Origin of the sequence: Pseudogemmobacter blasticus, from assembly GCF_003071405.1 — a bacterium.
Classification (GTDB): Bacteria; Pseudomonadota; Alphaproteobacteria; order Rhodobacterales; family Rhodobacteraceae; genus Pseudogemmobacter; species Pseudogemmobacter blasticus.
Genome location: NZ_CP020470.1, coordinates 630,654 through 643,992 on the forward strand (window position 1 = coordinate 630,654; position 13,339 = coordinate 643,992).

12 protein-coding genes are annotated in these 13,339 nt (G+C 66.8%); 6 read left to right on the top strand and 6 right to left on the bottom strand.

The window, feature by feature from the left end:
- Window positions 1-31: 31 nt before the first annotated feature.
- Window positions 32-1,075: a lysine-2,3-aminomutase-like protein gene (locus tag B6K69_RS03025; protein ID WP_108642731.1), complete on the bottom strand. Its 1,044-nt coding sequence runs from the start codon at window positions 1,073-1,075 to the stop codon at window positions 32-34.
- Between the two features lie 85 nt (window positions 1,076-1,160).
- Entirely contained in the window at window positions 1,161-1,430 is a 270-nt protein-coding gene (locus B6K69_RS03030; protein ID WP_107673843.1) for an usg protein, read from the bottom strand.
- 193 nt (window positions 1,431-1,623) lie between these two features.
- Here B6K69_RS03030 and gyrA point away from each other — a divergent pair, with 193 nt between their 5' ends.
- From gyrA to gluQRS, 5 genes are all read left to right on the top strand, one after another.
- The gene (gene gyrA / locus B6K69_RS03035) at window positions 1,624-4,347 is read left to right on the top strand and encodes a DNA gyrase subunit A (protein WP_108642732.1); all 2,724 of its coding nucleotides are present in this window, start codon (window positions 1,624-1,626) and stop codon (window positions 4,345-4,347) included.
- Complete coding sequence (locus B6K69_RS03040; protein ID WP_123876521.1) at window positions 4,334-4,654, top strand: hypothetical protein; 321 nt, start codon at window positions 4,334-4,336, stop codon at window positions 4,652-4,654. Before gyrA ends, B6K69_RS03040 begins: the two co-directional genes overlap by 14 nt.
- Before the next feature lie 137 nt (window positions 4,655-4,791).
- Window positions 4,792-5,535, top strand: a complete 744-nt coding sequence (locus B6K69_RS03045; RefSeq protein WP_123876522.1) for a hypothetical protein — start codon at window positions 4,792-4,794, stop codon at window positions 5,533-5,535.
- A gap of 39 nt (window positions 5,536-5,574) precedes the next feature.
- Entirely contained in the window at window positions 5,575-6,906 is a 1,332-nt protein-coding gene (gene trmFO, locus B6K69_RS03050; RefSeq protein ID WP_108642735.1) for a methylenetetrahydrofolate--tRNA-(uracil(54)-C(5))-methyltransferase (FADH(2)-oxidizing) TrmFO, read from the top strand.
- Window positions 6,894-7,712, top strand: coding sequence for a tRNA glutamyl-Q(34) synthetase GluQRS (gluQRS, locus tag B6K69_RS03055; RefSeq protein WP_108642736.1), 819 nt, complete (start codon window positions 6,894-6,896; stop codon window positions 7,710-7,712). The genes trmFO and gluQRS overlap by 13 nt, the downstream gene beginning before the upstream one ends.
- Window positions 7,713-7,760: 48 nt before the next feature.
- Here gluQRS and hisI read toward each other — a convergent pair whose 3' ends face one another.
- The gene (gene hisI / locus B6K69_RS03060; protein ID WP_108642737.1) at window positions 7,761-8,120 is read right to left on the bottom strand and encodes a phosphoribosyl-AMP cyclohydrolase; all 360 of its coding nucleotides are present in this window, start codon (window positions 8,118-8,120) and stop codon (window positions 7,761-7,763) included.
- Window positions 8,121-8,182: 62 nt separating this feature from the next.
- Between hisI and B6K69_RS03065 the strand changes: the two genes are divergently transcribed.
- Window positions 8,183-8,623: an iron-sulfur cluster assembly scaffold protein gene (locus B6K69_RS03065; protein WP_108642738.1), complete on the top strand. Its 441-nt coding sequence runs from the start codon at window positions 8,183-8,185 to the stop codon at window positions 8,621-8,623.
- Between the two features lie 131 nt (window positions 8,624-8,754).
- On the opposite strand, the gene B6K69_RS18530 is transcribed toward B6K69_RS03065, so the two are convergent.
- The 3 genes from B6K69_RS18530 to ligA all read right to left on the bottom strand — a co-directional run bounded on the left by B6K69_RS18530 (window position 8,755) and on the right by ligA (window position 13,333).
- Window positions 8,755-8,877 (bottom strand): hypothetical protein, encoded by a 123-nt coding sequence (locus B6K69_RS18530; RefSeq protein ID WP_257791674.1) that lies wholly within the window; start codon window positions 8,875-8,877, stop codon window positions 8,755-8,757.
- A 122-nt stretch (window positions 8,878-8,999) separates the two neighbouring features.
- On the bottom strand, window positions 9,000-11,087 hold the full coding sequence (gene recG / locus B6K69_RS03070; RefSeq protein WP_108642739.1) for an ATP-dependent DNA helicase RecG: 2,088 nt from the start codon (window positions 11,085-11,087) through the stop codon (window positions 9,000-9,002).
- Window positions 11,084-13,333 carry an NAD-dependent DNA ligase LigA gene (gene ligA / locus B6K69_RS03075; protein ID WP_108642740.1) on the bottom strand — a complete coding sequence of 750 codons (2,250 nt, stop codon included), beginning with the start codon at window positions 13,331-13,333 and terminating at the stop codon, window positions 11,084-11,086. Before ligA ends, recG begins: the two co-directional genes overlap by 4 nt.
- Window positions 13,334-13,339: the final 6 nt, after the last annotated feature.

Here is a 13,339-nt window from a genome sequence, read left to right on the forward strand (position 1 = left end):
TGGCTCAAATACCCCCGCCGGAGGCGCATTTTCAGCGGTCGCGATAGCTGTGCCGGTTGCCCTGCGGGTCGGTCACAATCCAGCCGCCCTGCCCGTCCGGTTGCAGATAGCCCGGCCCCACCGGCACCTTGCCGTGGCCGCCGGGCAGGTCCAGCACATAGAGAGGCTGCGCGATGCCGGTCAGCCGGCCCCGCAAGGCGGCCATGATCGCCTGCCCCTCGGCCAGCGGCAGGCGGAAATGGCCGGTGCCCTTGGCCAGATCGGGGTGGTGCAGGTAATACGGCTTCACCCGATGCGCGATCAGCTTGCGGAACAGGCACTCCAGCGTGTCGGCATCGGCATTCACCCCGCGCAGCAGCACGGTCTGCGACAGAAGCGGCACCCCGGCGCGGGTCAGCCTGCGGAAGGCGGCCGCTGCGGCGGGCGTGATCTCGTCGGGGTGGTTGGTGTGGATCACCACCCAGACCGGCAACCGGCGGTCCAGCACCTCGGCCAGGGCCGGCGTTACCTTTTCGGGGGCGACCACGGGCATACGGGTATGGAACCGCACCAGTTCGACCGAGGGGATCTCTTCCAGCGCCGTCAGCATTGCCCTCAGCCGGCGCGGTGACAGCACCAGCGGGTCGCCCCCGGTAAAGATCACCTCGCGCACCGCAGGGGTGGCGCGAAGATAGTCCAGCACCTGCGCGAAACCGTCTTCGGACAGGCTGCCGGTGTCGCCCACCGTCTCGCGGCGGAAACAGAAACGGCAATAGACCTCGCAGGTCTGGGTGGCGTGCAGGATGGCGCGGTCCGGGTAGCGGTGCGTCAGGCCCGGCACCGGGCGATGGGCATCGTCGCCGATCGGATCGGCCAGTTCTTCGGGGCGGATCGTCAGTTCGGCCACCGAGGGCACCACCTGCGCGCGCACCCCAGCACTGTCGCGCGGCAGCGCCGGGGGGATGCGGATGCGGAACTCGGCCGCCACCGCCTCAAGCTGCGGGCCATGTGCCGGATCGGCCAGACCCTCGCGGATCAGGTCATCCACGCCGGTCAGGGCGCGCGGCAAGGCATCGGGGCGGAAGGTTTCGGTCATGACGTGGGCGCTCTATCGCCGCCCCACCTGCGCCGCAAGCACAGCTTTGCCGACACCACCGCAATGACGCGCGGAAAGCGGCCTGTCAGTGCAACCGGAACTCTTTCACCACATGCCGCCAGTCGCCCGGCGAGATCAGCTTGCGATGCGTGAAGCGCACCGAATGAAGCGGCCCGTCCAGGCTTTGCTGCCAGAACTCGATGAATCGGAACAGTTCGGGATAATCCGGCGCCAGATCATAGGCCTGCCAGACGAAGGTATTGATAACGCTTCTATAATCCGGCATCCGATAGTAGATTTCGGCGGTCGTCAGCCCGTAGCCCTTCAGCATCAGTTCGGTCTCGCTTGCCTGCATCGTCGCGGCCTCCTTTCTGCACCTCTGGGCCATCCTGCCAGATTCATATTTTTTCGCAATGATTTCAATGAATTGTCACTCAACGCGAAAGGCTGCTGCCAGTCCGCGCCCGCCACCATTGCACCCCATCTGCGGTATGGTGTAACTTGCAGCCAACAAAATCTGGGCCCCAAAGGGGCAGGCAAGGCAGAACGTGTCGGATATCCCCGAGAACAGCGAAAACCAGGGCGAAACGCCCGAGCGGCCCACCTATCACGGACCGCAGATCGACATCGCGCAAGAGATGCGCACGGCCTATCTCGATTACGCGATGAGCGTGATCGTCAGCCGCGCAATCCCTGATCTGCGCGACGGGCTGAAGCCGGTTCACCGCCGCATCCTGTTTGCCATGAGCGAGACCGGCAATACCCACGACAAGCCCTATCGCAAGTCGGCCCGGCCAGTGGGCGACACCATGGGGAAATACCACCCCCATGGCGACAGCGCGATCTATGACGCGCTGGTCCGCATGGCGCAGCCTTTCAGCATGTCGCTGAAATTGCTGGATGGTCAGGGCAACTTCGGCAGCATGGACGGCGATACCGCCGCAGCGATGCGCTATACCGAAGTGCGGATGGACAAGCCCGCCGCCTTCCTTCTGGCTGACATCGACAAGGACACCGTCGATTTCCAGGACAACTATGACGGCAAGGACAAGGAACCCACTGTCCTTCCCGCCCGCTTCCCCAACATGCTGGTCAACGGCGCCGGCGGCATCGCCGTCGGCATGGCGACCAACATCCCGCCGCACAATCTGGGCGAGGTGATCGACGCCACGCTGGCGATGATCCAGAACCCCGACATCAGCATGGAAGCGCTGATGGACATCGTGCCCGCCCCCGACTTTCCCACCGGGGCGCTGATCCTGGGCCGGTCCGGCGCGCGCAAGGCCTATCTTGAAGGCCGCGGCAGCGTGATCATCCGCGCCAAGACCCATGTCGAGGAAATCCGCAAGGACCGCTGGGCCATCGTGGTGGATGAGGTTCCCTATCAGGTGAACAAGGCCGCCATGATCGAGAAGATTGCCGAACTGGTGCGCGACAAGCGGATCGAGGGAATCTCGGGCGTGGCCGACGAAAGCGACCGCATCGGTGTGCGTGTGGTCATCGAACTGAAACGCGATGCCACGCCGGACGTTGTGCTGAATCAGTTGTTCCGCTTCACGCCGATGCAGGTCTCGTTCGGCTGCAACATGCTGGCCCTGAATGGCGGTCGCCCGGAAACCCTGACCCTGCGCGACTTCCTGAGCCATTTCATTACCTTCCGCGAAGAAGTTGTGGCCCGGCGCACGGCGTTTGAACTGCGCAAGGCCCGCGAACGCAGCCATATCCTGTGCGGTCTGGCCGTTGCCGTGTCGAACGTGGACGAGGTGGTTGCCACCATCCGCGCCTCGGCCGACCCGGCAGAGGCGCGGGACCGGCTGATGACGCGCCGCTGGCCCGCGCATGACATTGCGGCCTATATCCGGCTGATCGACGACCCGACGCATCCGATCAACGAAGACGGCACCTACAACCTGTCCGAAGCGCAGGCCCGTGCGATTCTGGAACTGCGCCTGCAGCGGCTGACGGCAATGGGGGTGAAGGAAGTCACCGACGAGCTTGAAGAGCTGGCGGCGCGGATCAAGGATTATCTCGACATCCTGTCGTCGCGCGACCGGATCATGGGCATCATCTCGGACGAGCTGCTGGAAGTGAAGCAGATGTTCGCCGTGCCGCGCCGGACCGAGATCGTCGACTGGGAAGGCGATCTGGACGACGAAGACCTGATCGAGCGCGAGGATATGGTCGTGACCATCACCTCGGGCGGCTACATCAAGCGCACGCCGCTGGCCGAATTCCGCAGCCAGAATCGTGGCGGCAAGGGTCTGGCCTCGATGCAGACCAAGGAAGACGATGTGGTGACCACCCTCTTCGTCGCCAACACGCACACCTGGCTGCTGTTCTTCACCACCGATGGCATGGTCTACAAGCTGAAGACCTGGCGCCTGCCGCTGGCGGGCCGCACCGCCAAGGGCAAGGCCATGGTCAACATCCTGCCCATCGAGACCGGGGTTTCCATCGCCGCGCTGATGCCGGTGGACGTGCCCGAGGAAGACTGGGCCAGCCTTCAGATCGTCTTTGCCACCAGCGATGGCGACGTGCGCCAGAACGACCTGTCCGATTTCACCAATGTGAAGCGGAACGGCAAGATCGCGATGAACCTGCCCGAAGGCGTGTCGCTGGTGAATGCCGCCATCGCGGACGAAAATGATGACGTGATGCTGGTGACCGCCGGCGGCCGCGCCATCCGCTTCTCGACCACCGAGATCCGGGTGTTCAAGTCGCGTGGTTCCACAGGCGTGCGCGGCATCCGGCTGGCGGCGGGCGACCGCGTGGTCAGCATGTCGATCATCCGCCACTTCGAGGCCACGCCGGAAGAACGGGAAGCCTATCTCAAGCAGCGCCGCCTGATGGCCGGCGTGACCGAAGATGAGGGTGACGCGGATGACGAGGAAGAGACCGTCGCCGCCGGCCAGCTTTCAACCGAGCGGTATGCCGAAATGTCGGCGGCCGAAGACCTGATCCTGACCATCACCGCCATGGGCGCGGGCAAGCTGTCGTCCAGCCACGACTACCCGGTGCGGGGCCGTGGCGGCATGGGCGTCAAGGCGATGGATGGCGCCATGCGGGGCGGCCCGCTGGTGGCCTCGTTCCCGGTCGACATCACCGACCAGATCATGCTGGCCACGTCTTCCGGCCAGTCGATCCGGGTGCCGGTGGATCAGATCAGCTTCCGCTCGCGCAGCGCCGGTGGTGTCAAGGTGTTGAACACCAAGGGCGAGGAAGAGGTGGTCTCGGTCGCCCGCGTGGCCGAACAGGGTGATGAAGAGGCTTGAGTTGCGCCTTGCCGCCCTGGCGGCGGCGGGGCAGACCATGACCTACGGCGCGTTGGCCCGCGATCTGGGGCTGCGGATGGGCGAACTGACCGCAGCCCTTGAAGACCTGATGGAGCAGGATGCCGCCCTTGGCCGCCCGTTCCGGGCAGTGCTGTGCGAAGGCCGCCTGTCGCGCGGGTTGCCGGCGGCGGGGTTCTTCCTCAAGGCCGCGGCCTTGGGCCGCTTCGCCCCCGGTCAGGATGAGGCGGCCTTTGCCATGGCGGAACGGGCCGCCCTTTGGGCCGCACCGCCGTTAACCGACTGTTAAGGTTTTTCTTTCGTGAATCACCCGCAGCCGGCATAGAGGCGGCACCGGGCGTGGGCCCGGCGGACGGCGAAGCCCCCGACCACCCATTCCGGCCATGGCGATCAGAAGGTGCCCCCGGTTCAGCCCCCCGGTGCCCCATGTCTCGCCCGTTGCTTGCCGCCTTTCTTTCGTTCGCCCTGTCCGCGCCCCTGCCCGCCCTGTCCGACAGCCTTGGCCTGACCTGGGGCGAAGTCTCGGTCGGGCTGAATTCGGACCATCAGAAATCCCTCACGCTGGCGGGTGACTGGAAGATTTCGGACGCACATGGCCTGCAATTCGGCCTTGGCTATGCCGACCGCCCGCCGGGCGCCTGGCTGACCGTGGACGCCCACCTTTACCTTGCCCCCGCGCCGGGCCGGAAATACGGCTTCTTTCTGGGCGTGGCCGATCTGGATGGCGAGGAATTCACCGTGGTGCAGGGCGGCGTCGCCGGGATGCTGGCGCTGTCGGACCGCACCGTTGTACAAGGCCGGGCCGGGCTTGGCCTGTCGGAAAGCGATCTGGATTACCTGACCGTCTCGGCCAGCCTGTCGCATGATCTGTCCGAACGCCTGCAGATCTATGGTTCGGCGATGCTGGCCGAATTCGACGAAACCGCCTTCCGCGCCGTCGCGCACGAACTGGCCCTTGGCCTGCGCTACCGGATCGGCAATGGCGCCAGCCTGTCCTTGGCCGTGGTGACGGACGGGCTTTCGGGCCGCGACGGCGCCCCGTCGGACACCCGCGTCGAACTGGGCCTGCGCTGGACCTTCGGCGGCTCGGGCAGCGACGATCCGGTCGCCGACCGCGCCTTCGACACGCCGCAGCCCGTGGATGTGCTGATCCGGCGGGGCCTGTTCTGAGCCTTCCCATGGCCACGCTCTTCGCCTAAGAACGCGGCCATGACAGAGCCTCTTCACATCATCGGCGGCGGCATGGCCGGGTCCGAGGCCGCCTGGGCCGCGGTGCGCCTGGGCGTTCCCGTTGTCCTGCACGAAATGCGCCCCAAGGTCGGCACCTTTGCGCACCGCACCGGGCTTTTCGCGGAAATGGTCTGTTCCAATTCGTTCCGATCGGACGATGACGAACGCAATGCCGTGGGCCTGCTGCATTGGGAAATGCGCGCGGCGGGCGGGCTGGTGATGGAAATGGCCAGCCGCCACCGCCTGCCCGCCGGCGGGGCGCTGGCGGTGGACCGCGATCCCTTTGCCGAAGCCGTGACCGAACGGCTGCGGTCGCATCCGCTGGTGTCCGTCGCGGAAGAAGAGGTGACCGTGCTTCCCCCCACGGGCCAATGGATCGTGGCCACCGGCCCCCTGACCAGCGGCGCGCTGGCCCGGTCGATCCGCGCCGCCACCGGGGCCGAGGCGCTGGCCTTTTTCGACGCCATCGCCCCCATCGTCTATGCCGACAGCGTGGACATGTCGGTCGCCTGGATGCAGTCGCGCTATGACAAGGGCGAGACGGTCGAGGAACAGACCGCCTACATGAACTGCCCGATGGACAAGCCGCAGTATGAGGCCTTCATCGACGCGCTGCTGGCGGCGGAAAAGACCGCCTTCCACGAAGGCGAAACGGCGGGCTATTTCGACGGCTGCCTGCCCATCGAGGTGATGGCCGAACGCGGCCGCGAAACGCTGCGCCACGGCCCGATGAAGCCGGTCGGCCTGACCAATGCCCACCGGCCCGAGGTCAAGCCCTATGCCGTGGTGCAACTGCGCCGCGACAACAAGCTGGGCACGCTCTACAACATCGTCGGCTTCCAGACGAAGATGAAGTATGGCGCGCAAACCGATGTTTTTCGTATGATTCCCGGGCTTGAGAACGCCAGTTTCGCCCGGCTTGGCGGCATTCACCGCAACACCTTCATCAATTCGCCCACGCTGCTGGACGAACAGATGCGGCTGAAATCGCGGCCGAACATCCGCTTTGCCGGCCAGATCACCGGCGTCGAAGGGTATGTGGAAAGCGCCGCCATGGGCCTGTTGGCCGGGCGGATGGCGGCGATGGAACTGCTAGGGCAGGCCCTGCCCCCGCCGCCGCCCGAAACCGCCATGGGCGCGCTGGTGACCCATATCACCGGCGGGGCCGAGGCCAAGACCTTCCAGCCGATGAACGTGAACTTCGGCCTCTTCCCCCCGATTGATGCCAAGGGCGGCCGCAAGGGGCGCAAGGATCGCTACAAAGCCTATACCGACCGGGCGAAGGAAGCCTTCCTCGCATGGCTCGGGTAACGCGCTTCGCGCCCTCACCCACTGGCCCGTTGCATCTGGGCCATGCCTATGCCGCGCTGGTGGCCGCCGAACGTAGCGACCGCTTCCTGTTGCGGATCGAGGACATCGACACCGCCCGGTCCAAACCGGAATGGGAGGCCGCGATCCTTGACGATCTGGCCTGGCTGGGGCTGCGCTGGGAAACCCCGGTCATGCGACAGTCGGACCGCCTGCCCGCCTATCGCGCGGCGCTGGACCGGCTGACCGGGCTTGGGCTGACCTATGCCTGCACCTGCACACGCGGCGACATCCGCGCCGCCCTGTCCGCCCCGCAGGAAGGGGCCACGGTGATGGGGCCGGACGGGCCGGTCTATCCCGGCACCTGCCGCAGCAAGGGGCACGCCAGCGGCGCGGTGCGGCTGGACATGGCGGCGGCGATGCGCCGGCTGGGCACTGTCACCTTCACCGACAGTGGCACGCGCCCCGGCCTTCACAACTTCGACGGGCCGACCCTGTGCCGGGAAGTGGGCGACATCGTGCTGGCGCGCAAGGACATCGGCACCTCCTACCATCTGGCGGTGGTGGTGGACGATGCCGCGCAGGGCATTACCGAGGTCACCCGTGGCGAAGACCTGTTCGAGGCGACCGCGATCCATGTCGTGCTGCAACGCCTGCTGGACCTGCCGACCCCGGCCTATCACCACCACCGCCTGATCCGGGATGAGGCCGGCAAGCGGCTGGCCAAGCGGGATGATGCCCGCGCCCTGGCGAATTACCGGGCCGATGGAATGTTACCCCAGGACATCCGGCAGATGATCGGCCTCTGACAGGTTTCTTCGAAGAAACCTGCAAATTCCTTCGAAGGAATTTGCCCCTCAGGCCATCGGCTGGGAAATCACCACCTCGTCACCCTCCCGAACCGCGGTGTAGAAACAGGACCGCCGGTTGGTGTGGCAGGCCGGGCCGGTCTGGTTGACCAGCGCCAGCAGGCAATCGCGGTCGCAATCCAGCCGCAGTTCGACCAGCCGCTGCACATGGCCCGAGGTTTCGCCCTTGATCCAGAACGCGGCGCGCGACCGGCTCCAATAGGTGACCCGGCCGGTTTCCAGCGTGCGCGCCACGGCATCGGCGTTCATCCAGGCCAGCATCAGCACTTCGCCCGTGGCATGGTCCTGCGCGATGCAGGGGATCAACCCCGCGGCATCGTATTTCAGGCTGGACGGATCGAAAGCCATGGCGGTTCTCCTTGGCGGGGGGTGCGGCTGGCATTACATAGGGGCCTTGCGGAGGGCAAGGGATGAGCGACGCCGATCTTGTGAAGCTGTATTCGGGGCGCATCCTGGCGCTGACGACCGACATTCCGCATCTGGGCCACCTATCCGCCCCGCAGGGCAGCGCGCGCAAACGCTCGCCGCTCTGTGGATCGACCGTGACCGCCGATGTGGTGCTGCGCGACGGCCGGGTGGCCGAATTTGCGCAGGATGTGAAGGCCTGCGCGCTTGGCCAGGCCTCGGCGGCGATTCTGGGGCGGGTGGTGATCGGCCGCAGCCGGGCCGAACTGGAGGCCGCCCGCGAGGCGCTGCGTGCCATGTTGCAGGGCGGCCCCGTCCCTGCCGCGCCGTTTGACGGCTACGAAGTGCTGACCCCGGCGCGCGATTACAAGAATCGCCATGCCTCTATCCTGCTGGCGCTGGAGGCGGCCTGTGCGGCCTGCGCCGCGGCAGAGGCCGCCACCTAAAAAAAACCGCCGCGCACCGGGTTGCGGTGGCGGCGGCAGGAGCGTGTCTGAGGCGCGCGAGAGGCAGAAACCGCAATCGGGACAGACGGGTTACGCAGGCGCCTTGGGGACAGACCGCAGGCAGAAACGGATCAGACGGTGCCGGGCAGCGCCAGCGCGGCAAACAGCACGGCAAAAAGGACGGTCACGCCAAGGATGTCCTCAACCAACGAAACCTCGGACCGGGTGACGGCAGCTTTCAGGCGGGCGATCATGGCGGTGCTCCATTAACCTTTGTTGCCTTATTGTTCTCACATTGCGGAACACCTGTAAAGAACTTTTTAGGAACATTTGGGGTCGAAAGGGGAACACCCCCGCAGAAGGCCCGCTGGCGGGCTTATCCGACCGTGATCAGCCGGATCGCCCGGTCCTGATCCAGTAGCCACAGAAGTGTGCGGGCGGCCTTGCCCCGCGCGCCCTGCAAGCCCGGATCGGTGGTCAGCAGGGCACGCGCGTCCATCTGGGCCACCGCCATCAGGCCCGACTGCCGTTCCAGATCGGCCACCCGGAACCGGGGCAGGCCGGATTGCGCGGTGCCGATCAGATCACCCGCGCCCCGCATCGCCAGATCTTCCTCGGCAATGCGGAAACCGTCCTCGGTGTCGCGGATCGTCTTCAAGCGGCGCTCGCCCCCCTCGCTCAGCGGCGGCTGATAAAGCAGCAGGCAGGTCGACTCCTGCGTACCCCGCCCGACCCGGCCACGCATCTGGTGCAGTTGCGCCAGGCCAAAGGTCTCGGCCCGCTCGATGACCATGATGCTGGCATTGGGCACGTTCACGCCCACCTCGATCACCGTGGTCGCCACCAGCACGGCGGTTTCGCCGGAGACGAAGCGCGCCATCGCGGCGTCCTTCTCGGCCGGCGGCATCTGGCCATGCACCAGTCCGACGCGGCCCTCTCCCAAGGCGGCGCGCAGGTGCTGGAACCGCTCGACCGCCGAGGCAAGATCGACCACCTCGCTTTCCTCGACCAGCGGACACACCCAATAGGCCTGCCGCCCTTCGGTAATGGCGCGGGTCAGATGCCCCACCACCTCATCCATCCGCGCGTCCGACACCAGCGCGGTGCGGATCGGCTTCCGCCCCGCCGGTTTCTCGTCCAGCACCGAGACATCCATGTCGCCATAGCTGGCCAGCGCCAGGCTGCGCGGGATCGGCGTTGCCGTCATCACCAGCACATCGACCGCCTGCCCCTTGGCGCCCAGTTCCATCCGCTGCGCCACGCCGAAGCGGTGCTGTTCATCCACCACCGCCAGCCGCAGGTCATGGAACGCCACATCCTTCTGAAAGATCGCATGGGTGCCCAGCAGGATGTCGATCCGCCCCGCCGCCAGATCGGCCAGCTTGGCCGCGCGGTCTGCCCCCTTGTCGCGCCCGGTCAGGATGTCCACCCGCACCCCTGCCGCGGCAGCCAGCGGCTGCAGCCCCTCCATATGCTGACGGGCCAAGATTTCGGTCGGCGCCATCAGCGCGCCCTGCCCGCCCGCCTCGACCGCGATCAGCAGGGCAAGGAAGGCGACCAGCGTCTTGCCCGCCCCCACATCACCCTGCAATAGCCGGTTCATCCGCAGGCCTGATGCCATGTCCTCGGCAATCTCGGCCACCGCGCGGATCTGCGCGGCGGTGGGGGCATAGGGCAGGCTGTCCAGCACCTTGCGCTGCAAGGCGCCGGTGCCGATGCTGGCAATGCCCTTGCCGCGCCGCAGGGTCTGGCGGGCCAGCGACAGCGTCAGTTGATGGGCAAACAGCTCATCATAGGCCAGCCGCTGCCGTGCCGGATGGTCGGGCGCCACCGCGGCGGCATCCTTCGGCGCATGAACCGCCTCGACCGCATCACGCCAGTCAGGCCACCCCTCGCGCGCCTTCAGGCCGGGGTCGATCCATTCCGGCAATGGCGGTGTCCGCGCCAGGGTTGAGGCCACGGCCTTCTGCACCAGCTTCTGCGTGATGCCCGCCGTCAGCGGATAAACCGGCTCATAGGCCGGCAGATCGCCCGCCTCCTCGGGCCGCAGCACATGGTCGGGGTGAACCATCTGCGCCAGCCCGTCGAACAGTTCGACCTTGCCCGAAACCACCCGGCGCTGGCCGGTCGGCAGCAGTTTTTGCAGATAGTCGGCCCGGGCGTGAAAGAAGACCAGCGCCCAGTCCAGCTTGGCATCGCGCACGTTCACCCGATACGGCCCGCCCTTGCGCCGCGACGGGACATGCGGGCCGACCTCGACCTCGACCGTTACCGTTGTGGGCGGCACCACGTCGCGCACGCTGTCGCGGCGGCTGCGGTCCACCCCGGAATGGGGCAGCAGGAACAGCAGATCCTTCGGCCGCCGCACCTCAAGCGCCTCGAAGGCGCGGGCAGACTTTTCGCCCACGCCATCCAGCGTTTCCAGATCCGCGAACAGCGGAAACAGGATCTCGGGGCGGCTCATGCGGCGCCGATGAGGGCGAGCCAGCCGTCCTCGTCGATCATGCGGATGCCAAGGCGTTCGGCATCCTTCGCCTTGGACCCTGCCCCCGGCCCGGCGACCAGAAGGTCGGTCTTGGCGCTGACGCTGCCGGCCACCTTGGCGCCCAAAGCCTCGGCCCGGGCCTTGGCTTCGGCGCGGGTCATTTTTTCCAGCGTGCCGGTGAAGACCACGGTCAGCCCGGCCACCGGGCTGGCGGCGGCGCGGGCCACCGGGGGCACGATCTCGCGCAACTGCGCCACCAGCGCCTCGACCGCATCGCGTTCATGGCTGCCCTGTGCCAGCGTGCTGACAAGCGAGGCCGCCAGAACCGCCCCCAGCCCCTCGATCGACAGCATCTCCTCCCAGGCGGCGCGCGCCTCCGGCGCCACCGGATCGGTCTCCCACACCCTGTCGCGCGCCTCTTTCACCCGCGCACGCCGCCCCTCTTCGGCGGCGGCGGCCCGTTCGGCCGCCTCTGCCTCATCGGCGGCCAGATGGCGCAGCGCGGCGGGGTGCGCCGCATCAATCGCAGCGGCAAGGGCAGCCCAGTTCAGGTAATGCCGCGCCAGATCCTTGGCCGCCACTTCGCCCAGATGGCGGATGCCAAGCGCGAAGAGGAAGCGTTCAAAGGCGATCCTGCGCCGGTCCTCGATGGCGGCGAACAGTTTTTCAACGCTGCGCTTGCCGAACCCGTCGCGGTTTTCTAGCCGCATCAGGTTGCGGGCGTTGCGTTCGGCCAGGGTGAAGATGTCGGCGGGCGTCTTCACCGGCAGGTCCGGGTCGGCAAAGAACAGCTCGATCTGCTTCGCCCCCAGACCTTCAATGTCAAAGGCGGCGCGGCTGACGAAATGCTTCAGCTTTTCCACCGCCTGGGCCGGGCAGATCAGCCCGCCCGTGCAGCGGCGGATGGAATCGCCGGGCTCGCGGATCGCCGGGCTGCCACAATCGGGGCAGGTGTCGGGCAGCACATAGGGCACCGCGCCCTCGGGGCGTTTCGACAGATCGACATCCGCCACCTTCGGGATCACGTCCCCTGCGCGGTAAACCTGTACCCAGTCCCCGACGCGAATGTCCTTGCCGTCACGGATGGGCTGGCCGGCATTGTCGCGCCCGGCGATGTAATCCTCATTGTGTAGCGTGGCGTTGCTGACCACCACACCGCCCACCGTGACCGGCGTCAGCCGCGCCACCGGCGACAGCGCGCCGGTGCGGCCGACCTGGATGTCGATCGCCTCAAGCCGGGTCCAGGCCAGTTGCGCGGGAAACTTGTGCGCGATTGCCCAGCGGGGCGTTGTGGCGCGAAAGCCAAGCCGCTGTTGCAGCGCCAGATCGTTCACCTTGTAGACCACGCCGTCGATGTCATAGCCCAGCGTCGCACGCTGCGCCTCGATGGCGCGATACTGCGCCAGCAGGGCCGCAGGACCATCGCACAGCGCCGTCAGCGGGTTGGTCTGGAACCCCATCGCGCGCAGCCGGGCGATGGCGGCGAACTGGGTGGCGGCCAGCGGTTCGGACAGTTCGCCCCAGGCATAGGCAAAGAACCGCAGCGGCCGGGCGGCGGTGATACGGGAATCAAGCTGCCGCAGGCTGCCGGCGGCGGCATTGCGCGGATTGGCAAAGGTCTTGTCGCCCGCCGCCGCCTGCCTGTCATTCAGCGCAGCGAAATCGGCATGGGACATGTAGACTTCGCCCCGCACCTCCATCACCGCAGGGGCGCCTGTCACGCGCGCCGGAATGTCGGCAATGGTCAGGGCGTTTTCGGTGACGTTCTCGCCCACCTCACCGTCGCCACGGGTGGCGGCCTGCACCAGAACGCCGCCTTCATAGCGCAGCGACAGCGACAACCCGTCGATCTTGGGTTCTGCGGTGAACAGCAGCGGCCCCTCAAGCCCAAGATACTTGCGCACCCGGTCTTCGAAATCGGCCACATCGCCATCTTCAAACGCATTTTCCAGGCTCAGCATCCGCACGGCATGGGTGATCTTGCCAAAGCCGTCAGCCACCCCCGCGCCCACCTGATCTGACGGGCTGTCGGCGCGCTTCAGGCCGGGAAACCGGGCCTCGATTTCGGCGTTGCGCCGTTTCAGCGCGTCATAGTCGGCATCGCTGATCTCGGGGGCATCAAGGGTGTGATAGGCCTCATTCGCCGCTACAAGGCGGGCGGCAAGGTCGGCAAGCTCTGCCCGCGCCTCGGTCTCGGTCAACTGGTCCACAGGTTTCGGCGCCATTGCCCC

Coding starts and splice junctions, on each gene's coding strand:
- B6K69_RS03040 (WP_123876521.1), top strand. CDS start 4,334: ATGAAGAGGCTTGAGTTGCGCCTTGCCGCCCTGGCGGCGGCGGGGCAG.
- B6K69_RS03065 (WP_108642738.1), top strand. CDS start 8,183: ATGAGCGACGCCGATCTTGTGAAGCTGTATTCGGGGCGCATCCTGGCG.
- gluQRS (WP_108642736.1), top strand. CDS start 6,894: ATGGCTCGGGTAACGCGCTTCGCGCCCTCACCCACTGGCCCGTTGCAT.
- B6K69_RS03025 (WP_108642731.1), bottom strand. CDS start 1,075: ATGACCGAAACCTTCCGCCCCGATGCCTTGCCGCGCGCCCTGACCGGC.
- ligA (WP_108642740.1), bottom strand. CDS start 13,333: ATGGCGCCGAAACCTGTGGACCAGTTGACCGAGACCGAGGCGCGGGCA.
- B6K69_RS18530 (WP_257791674.1), bottom strand. CDS start 8,877: ATGATCGCCCGCCTGAAAGCTGCCGTCACCCGGTCCGAGGTTTCGTTG.
- hisI (WP_108642737.1), bottom strand. CDS start 8,120: ATGGCTTTCGATCCGTCCAGCCTGAAATACGATGCCGCGGGGTTGATC.
- recG (WP_108642739.1), bottom strand. CDS start 11,087: ATGAGCCGCCCCGAGATCCTGTTTCCGCTGTTCGCGGATCTGGAAACG.
- B6K69_RS03030 (WP_107673843.1), bottom strand. CDS start 1,430: ATGCAGGCAAGCGAGACCGAACTGATGCTGAAGGGCTACGGGCTGACG.
- B6K69_RS03045 (WP_123876522.1), top strand. CDS start 4,792: ATGTCTCGCCCGTTGCTTGCCGCCTTTCTTTCGTTCGCCCTGTCCGCG.
- trmFO (WP_108642735.1), top strand. CDS start 5,575: ATGACAGAGCCTCTTCACATCATCGGCGGCGGCATGGCCGGGTCCGAG.